At 69.0% G+C, this 17,480-nt stretch carries 15 protein-coding genes and 1 riboswitch; of the genes, 8 read left to right on the forward strand and 7 right to left on the reverse strand.

What is annotated here, in order from left to right; all coding sequences use genetic code 11:
- The first annotated feature begins 10 nt into the window (after positions 1-10).
- Together ACFFGN_RS02500 and ACFFGN_RS02505 are read left to right on the forward strand one after the other, a co-directional pair.
- Positions 11-2,278, forward strand: coding sequence for a right-handed parallel beta-helix repeat-containing protein (locus tag ACFFGN_RS02500; protein ID WP_380043591.1), 2,268 nt, complete (start codon positions 11-13; stop codon positions 2,276-2,278).
- A 102-nt stretch (positions 2,279-2,380) separates the two neighbouring features.
- Positions 2,381-2,449: riboswitch (guanidine-III (ykkC-III) riboswitch) on the forward strand.
- Between the two features lie 22 nt (positions 2,450-2,471).
- The gene (locus tag ACFFGN_RS02505; protein ID WP_380043592.1) at positions 2,472-2,720 is read left to right on the forward strand and encodes a CBU_0592 family membrane protein; all 249 of its coding nucleotides are present in this window, start codon (positions 2,472-2,474) and stop codon (positions 2,718-2,720) included.
- A 101-nt stretch (positions 2,721-2,821) separates the two neighbouring features.
- On the opposite strand, the gene ACFFGN_RS02510 is transcribed toward ACFFGN_RS02505, so the two are convergent.
- Positions 2,822-3,679 (reverse strand): hypothetical protein, encoded by an 858-nt coding sequence (locus tag ACFFGN_RS02510; RefSeq protein ID WP_380043593.1) that lies wholly within the window; start codon positions 3,677-3,679, stop codon positions 2,822-2,824.
- Between the two features lie 197 nt (positions 3,680-3,876).
- Between ACFFGN_RS02510 and ACFFGN_RS02515 the strand changes: the two genes are divergently transcribed.
- The 4 genes from ACFFGN_RS02515 (at position 3,877) to ACFFGN_RS02530 (ending at position 7,757) form a co-directional block, all read left to right on the forward strand.
- On the forward strand, positions 3,877-4,911 hold the full coding sequence (locus tag ACFFGN_RS02515; protein WP_380043594.1) for an AAA family ATPase: 1,035 nt from the start codon (positions 3,877-3,879) through the stop codon (positions 4,909-4,911).
- A 1-nt stretch (position 4,912) separates the two neighbouring features.
- Positions 4,913-5,908, forward strand: coding sequence for a DUF58 domain-containing protein (locus ACFFGN_RS02520; RefSeq protein ID WP_380043595.1), 996 nt, complete (start codon positions 4,913-4,915; stop codon positions 5,906-5,908).
- The gene (locus ACFFGN_RS02525) at positions 5,908-6,861 is read left to right on the forward strand and encodes a VWA domain-containing protein (protein WP_380043596.1); all 954 of its coding nucleotides are present in this window, start codon (positions 5,908-5,910) and stop codon (positions 6,859-6,861) included. Before ACFFGN_RS02520 ends, ACFFGN_RS02525 begins: the two co-directional genes overlap by 1 nt.
- A gap of 398 nt (positions 6,862-7,259) precedes the next feature.
- Positions 7,260-7,757: a DUF3145 domain-containing protein gene (locus ACFFGN_RS02530; protein WP_380043597.1), complete on the forward strand. Its 498-nt coding sequence runs from the start codon at positions 7,260-7,262 to the stop codon at positions 7,755-7,757.
- A 533-nt stretch (positions 7,758-8,290) separates the two neighbouring features.
- Here ACFFGN_RS02530 and ACFFGN_RS02535 read toward each other — a convergent pair.
- From ACFFGN_RS02535 to ACFFGN_RS02560, 6 genes are all read right to left on the reverse strand, one after another.
- Entirely contained in the window at positions 8,291-9,727 is a 1,437-nt protein-coding gene (locus ACFFGN_RS02535; RefSeq protein ID WP_380043598.1) for a carboxyl transferase domain-containing protein, read from the reverse strand.
- A gap of 15 nt (positions 9,728-9,742) precedes the next feature.
- A complete protein-coding gene (locus ACFFGN_RS02540; RefSeq protein WP_380043599.1) occupies positions 9,743-10,978 on the reverse strand; it encodes a beta-ketoacyl-[acyl-carrier-protein] synthase family protein in 1,236 nt (411 codons plus the stop codon).
- Between the two features lie 107 nt (positions 10,979-11,085).
- Positions 11,086-11,334 carry an acyl carrier protein gene (locus ACFFGN_RS02545; protein ID WP_380043600.1) on the reverse strand — a complete coding sequence of 83 codons (249 nt, stop codon included), beginning with the start codon at positions 11,332-11,334 and terminating at the stop codon, positions 11,086-11,088.
- A 110-nt stretch (positions 11,335-11,444) separates the two neighbouring features.
- Positions 11,445-12,443, reverse strand: coding sequence for a beta-ketoacyl-ACP synthase III (locus ACFFGN_RS02550; protein ID WP_380043601.1), 999 nt, complete (start codon positions 12,441-12,443; stop codon positions 11,445-11,447).
- Positions 12,440-13,633, reverse strand: a complete 1,194-nt coding sequence (locus ACFFGN_RS02555) for an acyltransferase domain-containing protein (protein ID WP_380043603.1) — start codon at positions 13,631-13,633, stop codon at positions 12,440-12,442. The genes ACFFGN_RS02550 and ACFFGN_RS02555 overlap by 4 nt, the downstream gene beginning before the upstream one ends.
- 78 nt (positions 13,634-13,711) lie before the next feature.
- A complete protein-coding gene (locus tag ACFFGN_RS02560; RefSeq protein ID WP_380043604.1) occupies positions 13,712-14,989 on the reverse strand; it encodes a PucR family transcriptional regulator in 1,278 nt (425 codons plus the stop codon).
- 367 nt (positions 14,990-15,356) lie between these two features.
- Here ACFFGN_RS02560 and ACFFGN_RS02565 point away from each other — a divergent pair, with 367 nt between their 5' ends.
- Both ACFFGN_RS02565 and ACFFGN_RS02570 read left to right on the forward strand, forming a co-directional pair.
- Positions 15,357-16,400, forward strand: coding sequence for a PHP domain-containing protein (locus ACFFGN_RS02565; RefSeq protein WP_380043605.1), 1,044 nt, complete (start codon positions 15,357-15,359; stop codon positions 16,398-16,400).
- Positions 16,397-17,416, forward strand: coding sequence for a pirin family protein (locus tag ACFFGN_RS02570; RefSeq protein WP_380043606.1), 1,020 nt, complete (start codon positions 16,397-16,399; stop codon positions 17,414-17,416). The genes ACFFGN_RS02565 and ACFFGN_RS02570 overlap by 4 nt, the downstream gene beginning before the upstream one ends.
- The last annotated feature ends 64 nt before the right edge of the window (positions 17,417-17,480 follow it).

Genomic DNA, 17,480 nt, shown 5'->3' on the forward strand with positions numbered 1-17,480 from the left:
GGGGGGAAACATGCTGAGCTCTACCGCGTCATGTGTACGTGCGGCCGTGCTGGCCGGTCTGATCGGAGCAGGGCTGGTGGCGGCGCCGTTGCCGGCCTCCGCGGCGACGATAACCGTGACCACGACGGCCGATGTCGTGAACGGCGGTGACGGACTCACCTCGCTGCGTGAGGCCTTCACGATCGCCGGCGCCAACGGCGCCGACGACACCATCGTGCTGGCCCTGGCCGGTCTCTACACGCTGGACGAGTGCGCCACCGGGCCGCTCGTTCATTCCGACAATCACACCTTGGTTGTCGATGGCAACGACTCCGTCATCGAGCAGAGCTGCGATGCGACGGCGATCATCGATAGCTCCGATCACGACGGCCGGCTCGAACTGATCGACCTGACCATCGACGGCGGGCCGAACACCACCGCGACCGGCCTGGAGGGTGCCGCGATCCGGTCGGAGAGCGAACTCGCGCTCACCTCGGTCGAGATCCGCAACGTGCTCTCGCCGGGGGGCAGCGTGGTCTGGTCCAGCTTCGACCACGGCGTGACGCCGTACCGGGTGGCGATCACGGACAGCTCGCTGCATCACAACACCGGCACTGTGCTGACGTGTGACAACTGCTCGATGCGGGTGGTCAACAGCACGATCACCGACAACACCGGATCGGGCATCTCGACCGTCGACGGGTATCCGCTCGAAGTCGTCGGCTCCACGATCTCGAACAACACCCGGATTGGGGTCGGAAGCTCCGGGCAGGGCTTTCCAGGCAATCGGATCACGATCGACACCTCCACGATTCAGAACAACGGCCGCGGCGGCGTGCGTTGCGTCAACTGCGGCACGCTGGCGATGACGCAGAGCACCGTGAGTGGCAACGGCCAGACCGCGGTGGACGCCTCTGGCGGAATCTACTTCTCGGTCTCCCAACGCGATGGGGTCGGCGCGGCGAGCGTGTCGATCGCCCAGTCGACGATCGGCGGAAACCGCAGCGTGGGCCCGGGCGGCGGACTGTCCGTCACTCCGGTACTCGTCGAGCCGGGCGGGTCGGTGGCGGACACCGCTCTCGACCAGGTGGTTGTCGAGGACAACGAGTCGACCGGCGGCGGTGGCGGCGTACATGTTGCTATCGGCAAGTTCCGCGGCCACCTCGGTGCCCTGCGCAACAACTCGACCACGGGTAACGGCGGCGGCCTCAACTACACCGACGCCACCGGGCCGTACGATCTGACGCTGGACGCGACCGAGGTCCGCGGCAACACCGCGGGAGGCATGGGTGGCGGTGTGTACGCCCATGCGGCGACGGCCTTCGTGCACAGCGGTTCGGCCCTGAGCGAGAACACCGCGACGGGCGACGGCGGCGGACTCAAGCTCGGCATGTCGTACTCCGCCGACTTCACCGATCTCGAGGTCAGTGCAAACGCGGGCGCGAACGGCGGTGGCCTCGACGTCGCGTCCGAGGTGCTGCGCCTCGATCGGACCACCGTCGCCGGCAACACCGCCACTGGTGCCGGCGGTGGCGTTCGCGTCTCAGCCATCGCCGCGGACGCTGTCAACAGCACCTTCAGCCACAACACGGCAGCGACCGGCGGCGGTTTGGCGGTGACCACGGCAACGCTGGTGAAGCTGACTCACGTCACGATGGCCGACGGCACCGCGACCACCGGCGCGCACATCGCGGCGGTGCCTTCGGCGACCGTGCGAGTCTCCCGCAGCGCTCTGGTGCTGCCGATCACCGGTACGTCGTGCGCGGGTATCGGTGGTGTGTTCGGTGGCGTCTCCGAAGGTTTCTCTGTTCTGCGCGACGCGACGTGCGGGAGTGTTGCCTCGGACCTGGTGACGGCTGCCGACCCACAGCTCGGGCCGCTGGCGCTGAACAGTGGCCGGCTCACTCGATTGCCAGCGGCAACGAGCCCGCTGGGCGGCCGGGTGCCGGTGGCGAACTGCCCGATCACCCAGGACCAGCGCACGCAGAGCCGTCCGGCTGGGCCGAACTGCGACGCGGGCGCGCTCGAGATCGTCGAGGCGCCGGCCTCACCGGATGCGAAGATCAAGGACCTCATCGCCGAGGTCAAGGCGAAGAACCTGCCGTCGTGGCTGGAGGCAAGTCTCGTGCTCAAGCTGGACCTGGCCCGGCTGGCCCTGAAACAAGGCCACAAGCCGGCCGCCAAGGTGTTCCTCAATGCCTTCATCCTCGAGGTCAAGTCCCAGTCCGGCAAGAAGATCCCTGCTGCCACTGCCACCTCTTGGATGACCAAGGCCACCGCCATCCGCAACTCCTTGTAAACCAGTCCACCCCACCTTTGCGTTCGTTCCGACGATCGAACGCAAAGGTGGGGTGGAGAGCTGCCCCGCGGCGGCAACGGCGTACGAGTTGCTATCGTGGGGGTGGCGCCGCGTTGAGGTGGTGTCCCGGACGAGATGGCGCCGTACCCGGAACGGTCAAGACGACGCCTGCCCCTGAGGAGGGGGTCGTCCCATGCAGCTCGTCGACGTCATCGAGATCGCCGGTGCCCTGACCATCCTGGCCGCTTTTGCCGCCTCCCAGGCCGGGCGCCTCGAGCAACGCACGCGGACCTACCAGCTGCTGAACCTGATCGGGTCGGCCATTCTCGCCGTACTGGCCGGGATGCATCAGTCCTGGGGCTTTCTGCTGCTGGAGGGCAGCTGGGCGGTCGTCAGCCTGTTCGGCCTGATCGCCGTACTCCGCAAACCCCACGCGGCCTAGCGCAGAGCAGCAAAACCCGACGCGGCCTAGCGCTAAGCCGCAAACCCCACGCGCCCTAGCTCAGGGCAGAGCGGGGCTGCAGAACCCGAAGCGCGCGAGCGTCAGTAGCGGTCGGCCGGGTTGGTGGGCACGGTGCCGGAGCTGGGCACGTTGGTCGGGATCGTGCCTTCCGTACCGCCAGGGGTCGGCGAACTGCTGGTGGTCGGGCTGCCGCTCGGTGTCGGGCTGCCGGTCCCGGTCGGCGAGGGACTCGCCGGCGGCGGCGTTGTCGGCGTGATCGTGACCGTCACCGTGCTGCTCGGCGGCGGGATCAGCGGCTCGGGATCGACGTTCGGCTTGTCCTTGAACAACAACCAGGCGATCAGCAGCGCGGCCAGCATCAGTACCAGCATCGTCACCAGCGACAGCAAGATCGCCAACCACGAGGCGGACTTCAGGGCGGCCGGCCAGGGCAGCGGCCACAGCCGGAACAGGCCGGGCCGGCGCCGCGACTCCCAGTAGTGCCGGAAGTCGGGTCCGCGCAGCTTGCCGATGTGCGGAATGCGGTCCATCAGTACGGCGGACAGGATCTCGCCGCCGTGCCGTTCGGCGATGGCCCGGGAGTCCGCGCTCGAACTGCTGCCATTGTCCGCGACGACCGGGCCGATCGCCGCCCAGAGCGCGAGATCGTCGTCGTCCTCGGTGTTCCGCCCGACGATCAGGTCGGCCGGCACCTGGTCGACCGCGCGCTGGAACCGCTCGCGCGCCGCGGCGTCGTCGGCCGAACCCTCGGCCATCATCGCGACGACCGCGTGCTTGCCGTCCTCGTTGCGGGCGGCGTACAGGAACCCGGCCGGGGTGACCGACAGTCGTCCGCGCAGCCAGAAATCCCCGACGCGGGGTGGGTCCTCCGGCTGCAGCGGCAGCGCGGTCGGGACCTCCTGCGCGGGTACGGCGGGGCGGGACTCGGTCGCGGTCATCGGGACAATCCCACCACATCGGTGGTAGCAGCGCCCGCCCGGCACGACGTCGGGTTTGCGGCAGGAGGCAGGATGGGGACCAGCGGCACGGGCTCGCGGGTGGGAGAAGTCGTCACCGGACCCGGGCATCTGATGGAATGGCGGCAGGTTCCCGCGAATGCACCGGTCCTGGATGGACCGCGGAAGGACGACGTTCTATGACTGAAACCACGGCTCTGGCAGGGTCGGTGGCCCAGCAGTCCCAGTTGGTCGGCGAAGCCATCAACGAGGTCAAGCGCGTCATCGTCGGCCAGGAGCACATGGTCGAGTCGTTGATGGTGTCCCTGCTGGCCAAGGGGCACTGTCTGCTCGAAGGCGTGCCCGGGGTCGCGAAGACGCTGGCGGTGCGGACCTTCGCCCAGGTGGTCGGTGGCACGTTCGCGCGGATCCAGTTCACGCCCGACCTGGTGCCGTCCGACATCGTCGGTACCCGGATCTACCGGCAGACCCGGGAGACCTTCGACATCGAGCTCGGCCCGACGTTCGTGAACTTCGTGCTCGCGGACGAGGTGAACCGGGCCCCGGCCAAGGTCCAGTCCGCGATGCTCGAGCTGATGGCCGAGCGCCAGGTCTCGATCGGCGGCCAGACCTTCCCGATGCCGAAGCCGTTCATCGTGATCGCGACGCAGAACCCGATCGAGTCCGAGGGCGTCTACCCGCTGCCCGAGGCGCAGCGCGACCGGTTCCTGGTCAAGATCGACGTACCGCATCCGCGTGGGCACGAGGAGTTCGAGATCCTGCGCCGGATGAGCGTCGACCCGCCCGAGTCCCGCCAGGTGCTGCGGCCCGAGACGATCATGGAGCTGCAGCGCTCGGCCGAGAAGGTCTTCGTGCACAACCTCGTCGCGGAGTATGCGGTCCGTCTGGTGATGGCGACCCGCACCCCGGCCGACTTCCACCTGCCCGACCTGGCCCCGATCATCGAGCTCGGCGTCAGTCCGCGCGCCACCCTCGGCCTGGTCTCGGCCGGCCGGGCGCTCGCCCTGATCCACGGCCGCGACTACCTGCTGCCCAGTGACATCCAGTCCGTCGCGCTGGACGTGATGGGTCACCGGCTCGGCCTGACCTTCGACGCCGTTGCCGACAACATCGACCCGCGCGCCGTTGTCGAACGCATTCTCGCCACCGTGCCGCCGCCCCAGCCGGTCTGGCGCGATGGCGCCGAGACCGGTGGCCGGCCCGAATTCGTCTGATATGAGCCCGCACAAGTCCCGCGATCCCCGGGCGGCGATGACGATCTCGCAGCTCGCTCCGGAGCGCGCGCTGCGCCGGCTCGAGCTGACCGTCGTCCGCCGCCTGGAGGGATACCTGCACGGCGAGCACCTCGGCCTGCTGCCCGGCCCGGGCACCGAACTGGCCGAGGCCCGCGAGTACCAGGTCGGCGACGACGTACGGCGCATGGACTGGGCTGTCACCGCGCGGACGACGATGCCGCACGTGCGGGACCTGATCGCCGACCGCGAGCTGGAAACCTGGGCCCTGGTGGACCTCTCGGCCTCGATGGACTTCGGTACGTCGCAGTTGGAGAAGCGCGAGCTGGCCGTCGCGGCCGTCGCCACCGTCGGGTTCCTGACGCACCGCCTGGGCGACCGGTTCGGCGGTCTGATGCTGCGCGACTCGGCCCTGCGCCGGTGGCCGGCCCGCTCGGGTCGCCTCGCGTTGTACGGCCTGTTGCGCGCGTTGCTGGCCGAGCAGGACACCGGGGAGCACCAGTCCCGCAGCGATCTGGCCGGTGCGCTGGAGTCGATGGCCCGGACCCAGCGGAAACGGGGTCTGCGCGTCATCGTGTCGGACTTCCTCACCCCGGACGACGGCGAGACCGACCAACGGCTCGAACCGTCCTGGGAACGCCCCATGCGCAAGCTCACCGTCCAGCACCAGGTGCTCGCGGTGGAGATCGTCGACCCGCGCGAGATGGAACTGCCGAACGTAGGTGTCGTCATGATCGGCGATCCCGAGACCGGCGCCATCCGCGAGATCGACACCCGCAAGCGCCGCGTCCGGCAGGAGTACGCCGCCGCCGCGCTGGCCCAGCGGGAACGGACCCGCGCCGCACTCCGTAGGGTAGGAGCAGGACATCTTGTGCTCCGCACCGACCGGGACTGGGTGGCCGACACCGTGCGTTTTGTGCTGACCTACCGGCGGGTGGCCCAGCGCCTGCACCAACCGCCGAAGGGAGTGGCCCGCTGATGGAGTTCATCTCACCGGGACGGCTCTGGTTCCTGCTACTGATCCCGATCGTCATCGCGGCCTACCTGCTGCTGCAGCACCGCCGCGCGCAGTACGCCGTTCGCTTCACCAACATCGCCCTGCTCGACCGGGTCGCGCCGCGCCGCCCGCAGTGGCGCCGGCACGTCGCGGTGGTGATGGCGCTGCTCGCGGCGACGTCCTGCATCGTCGCGTTCGCCCAACCCAAGGACGAGGTCAAGGTGCCGCGCGAGCGGGCCACCATCGTGGTCGCGATCGACGTCTCGCTGTCGATGATGGCCACCGACGTCGACCCGAACCGGCTCGAGGCCGCGAAGCGCTCCGCGAAGAACTTCGTGAACCAGCTGCCGACCAAGTTCAACATCTCCCTGGTCAGCTTCGCCGGTACGGCGTCCATCATCGTGCCGCCGACCACCGACCGAGCCACCGTGCAGAGGTCGATCGACGGCCTGGAGCTGGCCGAGTCGACCGCTACCGGCGAGGGCATCTTCACCTCGCTGCAGGCGCTCACCCAGGTCCCGCCGGACCCGAACCACCCGAACGACCCGGCCCCGGCCAGGATCGTGCTGCTGTCCGACGGGAAGCGGACAGTCGGGCGGACGGCCCAGGAAGGGGCGCAGGCCGCCAAGGAGAAGAACACCCCGGTCTACACGATCACCTTCGGTACCGACTCGGGCTTCATCGAGATGGACGGCATCCGCCAGCGCGTACCCCCGGACCGGGCCGAGCTGCGCAGCGTCGCGGAGATCACCGGGGGAGAGGCCTACACGGCCGAATCCGCGGGTGAGCTCGAGGACGTCTACAAGGACATCGGCTCTTCGGTCGGCTTCGACGAGGTCGACAAGGAGGTCACCTCCCGCTTCGCCGGTATCGCGATGCTGTTCACCCTCGCCACCGCCGGCGCCGCCGTAGCCATGGCCTCGCGTTTCCCGTAGGCCGGTTCGCGGCTGATTCCGCTTGTTGCAGTGGCGGTTCGGGTGCGGCCAGGTCGATGCCTAGGGCAACGTCCATGCGCCGTGCGCGGTCCGGTCTGTCTGCAATCCGGACAACGGACTGGTCGTTCACAGGGAGGCGTCGGGCGTTGGCGCTGCTCGGGATGCCGGCGCCCACCTGATCTCAGGGCCGGGTTCCGCGGCCCGTGGGTTTGGGGCGGGGTACTGGCTGACGGAGACCGGGCCATTCCGCGGGTAGCAACCGGACCGTGATGTGCGGGAACGGCCCGGTTGCTGGTGTCGTTGGTAGTGGTGGTGCAAGATGTACTAGCTGTCGTCTGTCGAGACACGAGTTGTTCGAGAACGCTGGGGAAGGCGCCCCTCGAACACAGGAGGTCCCGGTGGCGACGACCCGTGGCGTGCTTTACGTCCACACAGTGCCGTCAGCGCTGTGCCCACATGTCGAGTGGGCGGCCGGCGGCGTACTCGGCGTGCCCGTCAAACTCGACTGGACGCCCCAACCAGCTGCCCAGGGCAACTATCGCTCCGAACTGTCCTGGCAGGCCGAGTCCGGAACCGCGTCGAAGTTGGCGTCCGCGTTGCGCGGCTGGGCCAAACTTCGCTTCGAGGTGACCGAGGAACCAGCGGGCGGTAACGAAGGCGAGCGCTATTCGTTCACCCCGACTCTCGGCATCTTCCACGCGACCACCGGCGTACACGGCGACATCATGGTGCCGGAGGACCGCCTGAAAGCCGCGATGCTCAAGGCTGCAACGGGCGAGGTCGATCTGCACGACGAAATCGATCGTTTGCTCGGTCGGCCTTGGGACGACGAACTCGAGCCGTTCCGCTACGCCGGCGACGGTGCACCGGTTCGCTGGCTGCACCAAGTGGTCTAGTGATCACGCAACGCAGGCGGATCGCCGCGATTCCTGAGAACTTCCAAAGAGTTAAAGAACCGGCGCAACTTTTCCCGGACCTGGCGAGTCTTACTAATCACTAGGGCGGGAGGGGCCGTGGCCGCTGGGCTACCGGGTGCAGGGACACCCCGGTGACCGACCACAGCGGCCGCACCACCTGAAAGCGAAAGCGGGATCCCCCACGGATCCCGCTTTCGCCTTTTCCTGCAGCTCCGTTGGTCCGGTCGTCTCGGGCCGATGAGTCCTGCTACGGCTGGCCTCGACAGGCTGGATGCCGGGTTTCTGCGCGAGCGCCGGGTTTTGGTGTGCCCGCTGCCGACTTTTATGGCCGCTACCCGGTTGCAGCCAGGTAGTCGTGCAAAAAGCCGGCAGTCGACCGTCTGGACCACCTCGCCGCCAACCACCCGGCCAAAGTGACGGCAAACCCGGCGCCGAACCGGGACGGCAGGGCCCGGCGCGCAGCGTCACCGCAGGTGATTCCGAAACTCTCGAACCACCGAAGCCGGAAGGCCTTACAGCGGGATATTTCCGTGCAACCCGCGCCGCCGGCCGTTGGTTGCCTCGGCCGTCGCGATAGCCGCGGCAAGCGCCGAGCGGGTGCCGGACGGCTCAACGATCTCGTCTACCACGCCGATCTCCTGGGCGCGCTGGATACCACCGGCGATCTTCTCGTGCTCCGCGGCCAGTTCCGCTTCGACCTGGGCGCGGAGTTCCGGCGCGACCTCGGCCAGCTTTCGCCGATGCAGAATCCGTACCGCCGCCACCGCCCCCATCACGGCAACCTCAGCCCGCGGCCACGCGAACACCCGAGTGGCCCCCAGTGAGCGAGCGTTCATCGCGATATACGCGCCGCCGTAGGTCTTCCGAGTCACCAGCGTCACCCGCGGTACGACCGCCTCCGCGAAAGCGTGCAGCAGCTTCGCCCCACGTCGTACGACGCCATCCCACTCCTGCCCGACCCCCGGCAGATAGCCCGGCACATCCACGAGTACCACCAGCGGTACGCCGAACGCGTCGCACATCCGCACGAACCGCGAGGCTTTCTCGGCCGATAACGCGTCGAGACAACCACCCAGGCGGAGCGGGTTGTTCGCGATCACTCCGACGGTACGTCCGCCGAGGCGGCCCATCGTGGTGACGATGTTCGGCGCCCAGCGCTGGTGCAACTCGACGCCGGAACCCTCGTCCAGTACGCCGCCGACCAGCGGGTGTACGTCGTACGCCCGGCGGGCCGATTCCGGCAGCAGTCCGGACAGATCGGTATCGGGCACGTCGGGCGAGACGACGCCCTGGTTCCCGAACAGGTCAGCCAGCCGACGCGCCTCCGCGATGGCGGCGGCCTCGGAATCGGTGGTGATGTGCACGACGCCCGAGCGGCGGCCGTGCGGCTCTGGACCACCGAGGCGCAGCATGTCGACGTCCTCGCCGGTGACCGAGCGGACCACGTCCGGGCCGGTCACGAAGATCCGGCCTTCGGGCCCGAGGATGACGATGTCGGTCAGCGCGGGCCCGTACGCCGCGCCACCCGCAGCCGGGCCGAGAACAACCGAGATCTGCGGGATCTTGCCCGAGGCCTGGGTCATCTCGTAGAAGATCTTGCCGACGGCATGCAGGCTGAGCACGCCCTCGGCCAGCCGGGCACCACCGGAGTGCCACAGGCCGATGATCGGTAGTTCCTCGGCGCGGGCGGCCTGGTAGGCCTGCACCACGACGTCACAGCCCTCGTCGCCCATCGCGCCACCCATCACGGTGGCGTCGGAGCAGAACGCGATCACCCGGGCGCCGTGGATCGTGCCACGGACGGCCAACATGCCCGACAGGTTGTCCGGGGTGATCAGCTCCAGCGAGCCCTCGTCCAGCAGGTTGGTAAGCCGGGTGACCGGATTACGCGGGTCCTGTTCGCGCGGTAGCTTGACGGGTTTCGCGGGGGCGGCGGGGGCTGTGGTCATCGAGGATCTCCCGAATCAGAGGGACTTGAAGGCCAGCGCGACGTTGTGGCCGCCGAAACCGAAGGAGTTGTTCAGCGCGGCGATGTCCCCGTCGCCCAGCTTGCGCTGCTCGGTCGCGATGTCCAGGTTGATCGCGTCGTCCGGCTTGTCCAGGTTGATCGTCGGCGGTACCACCCGGTGGTGAATGGCCAGCACGGTCGCGATCGACTCAACCGCGCCGGCGGCACCGAGCAGGTGGCCGAACATCGACTTCGGCGCGGTCGCCACGGCCCGGTCGGCGGCGCTGCCGAGGGCGGCCCGGATGGCCAGCGACTCGGCGATATCGCCTTGCGGGGTGGAGGTCGCGTGCGCGTTGATGTGCACGATGTCGCCGGCCGCGAGGTCACCCTCGAGCAGGGCCCGCTGGATGGCGCGGGTGGCCCCGGCACCGGTCGGCTCGGGCTGCGCGATGTCGTGGCCGTCGGCGGTCAGGCCGGCGCCGGCGAACTCGGCGTAGATCCGGGCGCCACGCGCGACGGCGTGCTCGTACGACTCAAGGACGAGAATGCCGGCGCCTTCGCCGAGCAGGAAGCCGTCCCGGTCGAGGTCCCACGGCCGCGAGGCGCGCTCGGGCTCGTCGTTCCGCTTGCTCAGCGCCATCATTTGGCTGAACGCGGCCAGCGGCAGCGCGGTGATCGAGCCTTCGGTACCACCGGCGATCACGACGTCGGCGCGGCCAAGGCGGATCTGGTCGGCGGCGAGCGAGATGGCCTCGTTGCCGGAGGCGCAGGCCGAGACGGGGGTGTGCACACCGGCGCGGGCGCCGAGCGTCAGGCTCACGTTCGCGGCGGCGGAGTTCGGCATCAGCATCGGGATGGCCAGCGGCGAGACCCGGCGCGGGCTGTTCTTCAGCGCGTCGTAGTTCGCCAGCGTGGTGAGCAGGCCGCCGATACCGGAGGCGATCGCCACGCCGAGACGTTCCTTGGGCAGGTCGGAGCCGTCCAGGCCGGAGTCGGCCCAGGCCTCGTTCGCGGCGACAACGGCGAACTGGGCGTTGCGGTCGAGGCGGCGGGCCTTGACGCGCTCGAGCTTCTCGGTCGGTTCGACGAGGGCCGGTGCCGCGATCTGCACGGCCAGTTCGTCCACCCAGTCGGCGGTGAGCCGCTTGGCTCCGGACCGGCCGGCCAGCAGTGCGTCCCAGGTGCTGGGGACGTCGCCCCCGACCGGGGTCGACGCTCCGAGCCCGGTGACGACGACTCGGGTCTTCGACATGGTTACCTCATCCTTCGACTGGTTGATGGCGAGCAACGGATAGGCGGCTGCGGCCCGCCGGACCCGAGGTCCGGCGAGCCACCACCGCCAGCACAGCTAGGGCTGAATCAGCCGTTCTGGGCGCGCTCGATGAACGCGACCGCGTCGCCGACGGTCTTCAGGTTCTTGACCTCTTCGTCGGGGATCTTCACGTCGAACTTCTCCTCGGCCGCGACAACGACCTCCACCATGGAGAGCGAGTCGACGTCGAGGTCGTCGGTGAAGGACTTGTCCAGCTGGACGTCCTCGACCGGGATGCCGGCGATCTCGTTCACGATGTCGGCAAGGCTGGAACGGATCTCTTCGGTGCTGGCCATCTGTGCATTCCCTTTCGGATTTACTACTGACAAGTGCTGGTGGAGGGGCCGTGCGCCGTCCCGGTCCACCTGAGCCGGGACGGACAACATGATTGCCTAAGGCAAGCGGACTACGGCATCCGGATCACCTGGGCGGCGTACACCAGCCCGGCGCCGAAGCCGATGATGAGGGCGGTATCACCGCTCTTGAGCTCGCCGGACTCGCGCATCGCGTCGATCGCGAGCGGTACCGAGGCGGCCGAGGTATTGCCCTGGCGAACGACGTCCCGCGCGACCAGGACATGCTCGGGTAGTTTCAGCGCGCGGATCATCGCGTCGGTGATCCGGTTGTTCGCCTGGTGCGGCACGAACGCGTCGAGGTCCTCGACCTTGACCCCGGCCACGTCGAGCGCCTGCTGAGCCACCTTGGCCATCTCGTACGACGCCCAGCGGAAGACCGGGTTGCCCTCCATCGTGAGGTTCGGCCAGTTCGCGCTGGCGGCCGCCTCCTGCCAGGACTCCTTCTGCGCGATCACGTGGTGCTGGGTGCCGTCGGAGCCCCACACGACCGGGCCGATACCCGTCTGGTCGGAAGGCCCGATCACGGCCGCACCCGCGCCGTCGGCGAAGATGAACGCCGTACCGCGGTCGGTGGGATCGGTGATGTCGCTGAGCCGCTCGACCCCGATCACCAGCACGTACGGCGCGGAGCCGGCGCGGACCAGGTCGTTGCCCAGCGCGACGCCGTAGCAGAATCCGGCGCAGGCGGCCGAAACGTCGAAGGCGGCGGCCGTCGGCGCACCGACCGCGACGGCGATCTGGGTCGCGATCGCGGGGGTCTGGTAGAGATGCGTGACGGTGGCGACGATGACGCAGCCGATCTGGGCCGGATCGATCCCCGAGTCGGTCAGCGCCTCCTTCGCGGCCGATACCGACATCATCAGCACGGTCTCGTCCGGCTCGGCCCAGCGCCGTTCCTTGATCCCGGAACGGGTCTGGATCCACTCGTCGGACGAATCGATGTGCTCGAGGATCTCGGCGTTGCTGACCACCCGGCGCGGGCGGTAGGCGCCCATGCCGAGAATCGCCGCGTGCTGCGCGCCGTTCGTGGACGTGATCGTGCCGGTCATCGGCTGCCTGCCTGGGGGTGTAGTCGGACGAGCGGTTGACCGGGGGAGACCGGGTCGCCCTCTTCGACGAGCCACTCGACCACGATGCCGCCGTGCGGCGCCTTGACCTCGAGCGAGTCGCGCAGGCTCTTCACGATCGCGACGGTCTCGCCGGGTTCGACCACGTCGCCGGTCTCGCGGCGCTCCTGCTCACCGCGGGTGAAGATGCCCTTCATCGGCGAGACCAGCAGCCGCCACGTCGGCGAGGCGTCGATCTCGGACGGACTGCCGTGCTTCTCGACGAACGCGCGGGCGTCATCCAGCTGGTCCGGCGTCTTCAGCGCGAAGGTCTCGACACCCTTGAGCGCGCGCTTCGCGATACCCGTCAGCGTGCCCGCGGGGGGCATCTCGAGAATGCCGGTGACATTGAGATCGGCCATGGTCTGCATGCACAGGTCCCAGCGAACCGGCGCGCTGACCTGCTTGACCAGGCGATGCAACACCTCGCGGCCGTCGTGCACGATCTGGCCGTCGCGGTTCGAGATCAGCCGCGAGCGCGGGTCGTGCGTGGTGATGGCCTGGGCGTAGTGCCCGAGCACCTGCACGGCCGGTTCCATGTGCTCGGTGTGGAAGGCGCCGGCCACGGACAGCGGAATCAGCCGGGCCTTGGCCGGACCGTCCGCGCTGAAGGCGGCGAGCTGCTCGACCGTACCGGCGGCGACGACCTGGCCGGGGCCGTTGTCGTTCGCGGCGACGAGGCCGTGTTCGGCGATCTTGGCCAGTACCTCGTCGCGGTCGCCACCGAGCACCGCGGTCATCGAGGTCGCGGTCTGCTTCGCGGCAGCGGCCATCGCCTTGCCACGCTCGCGGACCAGCACCATCGCCTGCTCGGCGCTCAGTACGCCGACACCGACGGCGGCGGCGATCTCACCGACGCTGTGGCCGGCGGCAGCACCCATGGTGCGGAAGGCGTCGGACGGATGCGGGAACACGGCGAGCGCCGCCAGCAGGCTGGACGCGACCAGTAGCGGCTGCGCGATCGCGGTGTCGCGGATCGTGTCCGCGTCGGCCTTCGTGCCGTAGTGGGCGAGGTCGATCCCGGCGACCGCGGACAGCCAGTCCAGCCGGCTGGCGAAGGCGGGGTCGGCCAGCCACGGTTCGAGGAATCCTGGGGTCTGGGCGCCTTGACCAGGCGCGACGATGACGAGCACGTAACAACTCTCCCTGAGCCCGGCGCTTCGTGGGCCTGGAATGCGCACGAATTCTGCCGGGCCTGTTTTGTCACTATCCTACAAAACGGGGCTCGTTGTATCCGGTGCCAGCAGTCTGCCCAGCGCGAGTGCGACACGCAGTGTAAAAGCGTCTCGGGGGTTCGTCGGCGAGTAGCCGGTGATCTCGCCCGCGCGGCGCAGCCTGTACCGGACGGTATTCGGATGGATGAACATCTCACGGGCCGTCGCCTCGATAGAACCACCGGTGTTCAGGTATCTCGACACTGTGTCCAACAACACTCCGTCACCAATGGTCAAAGGCCCGTACACATCAGCGGCCAGTTGTCGCCGTGCGTGACCGTCACCCGATAACGACCGTTCCGGCAGCAGTTCGTCGGCCTGAACCGGCCGGGGCGCGTCCGGCCACGCGGGCGCCGCGCGCAGTCCGGCGACGGCGGCCCGGGCCGACGTCACGGCCGACATCAGGTCCTTCACCACCGGCCCGACAACGATCGGACCAGGCCCGAAGCGATCAGCCAGCTTTTGTACGATCTCGACAGGTTTGTTCGTACCCCCGAGTACTATCACCAGCCGGTCGCCCTGCATCGCGCACAACGCGTCCACGCCGTGCTGGCGAGCCGCGTGCCGCACGGCATCCGCGACGTTGGTGTTACCGCTGTCCGAATCGGGCGCACGGCCCACCACGACCGCCACCTGCGACGAGCCCTGACCACTCGCGTGCGGGCCCATCGACGACCCGGTCCAGCCCAGCGCCGAAGCCCTCGATCGCACGGATTCGTCCGCCTCACCGCGAATCACCGAGTCGACCACCAGGGCCTCGAGCCGGGCGTCCCACGCGCCCCGCATCTCCGCCGCCTGCGCGTAAACCGTCGCCGCCGCGAACGCCACTTCCCGTGCGTACCGGTGGATCGCCTCGCGCACGACCGGTACGTCGTCCGGCGGCAGGATGTCGCCGATCGTGTTCTCGATCATCTCGATGGTGGTACGAACCAGGTCGACGGTCTGATGCAACGAGATGACCCGGGTGAACTCCCGCGGGGCTGATCCGAACATCCGCGTCGGCATCGACGAATGCGCGTCCGGGTCGTGGAACCAGTCCACGAAAGCGGTGATACCCGACTGCGCGACCAGCCCGATCCAAGAACGGTCCTGCGCCGACAACTGCCGGAACCACGGCAGCTTCTCGTCCATCGCGGCCGTCGCGGCGGTCGACAGCGCCCCGGTCGCCCCCTGCAGCCGGTCGGCCCGCGCCTGATGCGCGACCTCCTCCGCCGCACGCCGCCTCCGCCGTGTCTTGGAACCGGCCTCACCCTCACCAACCACCCGCCGCGCCACCCCCCGACCATACGTCCCCACCCCCACGAACCACCCTGTCCGGCGCCGTACGCCCCCACCGCCCCCCTGTGGATTTTGTTGTGACGGTCGGACGTGGTTTGCGGCGTCCGACCGTCGCAGGGTTTTCCACAGCCTGCGGTCTCCGCTGGGCCACTCCAGCCCGCGCCGTACGCCTCCACCGCCCCCCTGTGGATTCTCTTGCCACGGTCGGACGCGGTTTGCGGCGTCCGACCGTCGCAGGGTTTTCCACAGCCTGCGGTTCTCTCGGGGTGGCCGGAGGTGGCGGGTTGGATGGGCGGCGGGGAACGGGTGGGCGATTCGTGCAGCGGGCGGGGGGAATGGGGGTGGGAGGCGGCATGATGGGGGGATGGTGGACAAGGCGGGTGTGGCGGCGGCGGTCGACGCGTTGCGGTCGATCGCGTACTACCTCGAGCGGGACCGGCAGCCGACGTACCGGGTGCGGGCCTATCGGCAGGCGGCGGACACGATCGCGGCGTTGCCCGTGGTGGAGATCCGGGCTCGCCATCGGGCCGGGACGATGACCGAACTGGCCGGGATCGGGCCGAAGACCGAGGCCGTCATCGTGGCGGCGCTGGACGGCCAGACCCCGGCGTACCTGACGAAGCTGGAGTCGGGCGCGGCCAGTCTGACCGAAGGCGGTAAGACGTTGCGGGCCGCGTTGAAGGCGGATCTGCACCTGCATTCGGACTGGTCCGACGGCGGCAGCCCGATCGAGGAGATGGCGCGTACGGCGAAGCGGCTCGGGCACGACTACATGGTGCTGACCGACCACTCGCCCAGGTTGACCGTCGCGAACGGCTTGAGCCGGGCCAGGCGGTTGGAACAGCTCGACGTGGTCGCCAAGCTCAACGCCGAACTCGAGAACGAGCTGGAGGGCTTTCGCATCCTCAACGGGATCGAGGTCGACATCCTCGACGACGGCTCGCTCGACTGCGATGACGACATCCTCGAGCGGCTCGACCTGGTCGTGGCTAGCGTGCATTCCAAGTTGCGGATGGCCTCGGGGCCGATGACCGAGCGAATGGTGCGGGCCATCGCGAATCCCCATGTCGACGTGCTCGGCCATTGCACCGGCCGGCTCATCACCGGGAATCGCGGCAAGCGGCCGGAGTCGGAGTTCGAGGCCGACGTGGTGTTCGAGGCCTGCCGCCAGTTCGGTACGGCGGTGGAGATCAACTCGCGCCCGGAGCGACTCGATCCGCCGAGGCGGTTGCTGTCGATGGCGGTCGAAACCGGTTGCCTGTTCTCGATCGACACGGACGCGCATGCGCCGGGCCAACTCGACTGGCAGGTCTACGGCTGCGAGCGGGCCGAGGAATGCGGCGTCACCTCGGACCGGGTGATCAACACCTGGGGCGCGGAGACCCTGCTGCAGTGGGCCGCGGCATGAGCAATATCGAGACCGATCCGGCCGAGTCGGCCTGCGGCGCCGAGGCCGTCGAAACCGCGCTGGAGTTCCTCGAACCACGCAAGGTCGTGCTCGGCCGGAGTACCGAGGTCCGCCGCCTGCTGCCGAACAAGACCCGCCGCATGATCGGCGCCTGGTGCTTCGTCGACCACTACGGCCCGGACGACCTGACCGCGCGCGTCGACTCGTACGACGCCCCCGGCGCGACGGGCATGCTCGTACCGCCGCATCCGCATACGGGCCTGCAGACGGTCAGCTGGTTGTTCGAGGGCGAGATCGAGCACCGCGACAGCGTCGGATCGCACGCCATCGTCCGCCCGGGTGAGCTCAACATCATGACCTCGGGCAACGGCATCGCGCATTCCGAGGTCTCCGTGCCGGACGGCCCGGCCACGCTGCATGGCGCCCAGCTGTGGGTGGCCCTGCCCGACGAGGCCCGTACGACGGTGCCACCGGCCTTCGCGCAGTACGTCGATCTGCCCGTCGCGCGGTTCGACGGCGCCCGGGCGACGGTCTTGCTCGGTACGGTCGCGGGAGTCACTTCGCCGGCACCGTCGTACACGCCATTGGTCGGGGCGGACCTCACGATCGATCCGGGCCAGGCGCTGGCGCTGCCGCTCACCCCTGAGTACGAGTACGGCGTACTGGTGGTCGCGGGGCGGCTGCGGATCGGCGAGCTGACGGCTGCTCACGGCGAGATGGTCTATCTCGGCGCAGGGCGTTCCTCCGTAGCGCTCGCGGATGACCTTTCGATGGAGATCGAAGGATCGCGCTGTCTGCTGCTGGGTGGTGCGCCGTTCGAGGAGCGGCTGGTGATGTGGTGGAACTTCATCGGCCGGTCCCATGCCGACATCGTCGCGGCCCGGGCCGACTGGCAGGCGTCGATCGATGCCGGGGGCAACGATCGGTTCGCCAAGGTGCCCGGATATCCGGGCGATCCGCTGCCCGCGCCCGGTTTGCCCGCCACCGAGCTGAAGCCACGCGGCCGGTCCCGCTGACGCGACCGTCGGCCACCGGATCCCCACGCCATCCGGTGGCGGTCGGCCATAACGCGTGAGTTAT

This window comes from Kribbella deserti (assembly GCF_042434725.1).
GTDB classification, from domain to species: domain Bacteria; phylum Actinomycetota; class Actinomycetes; order Propionibacteriales; family Kribbellaceae; genus Kribbella; species Kribbella deserti.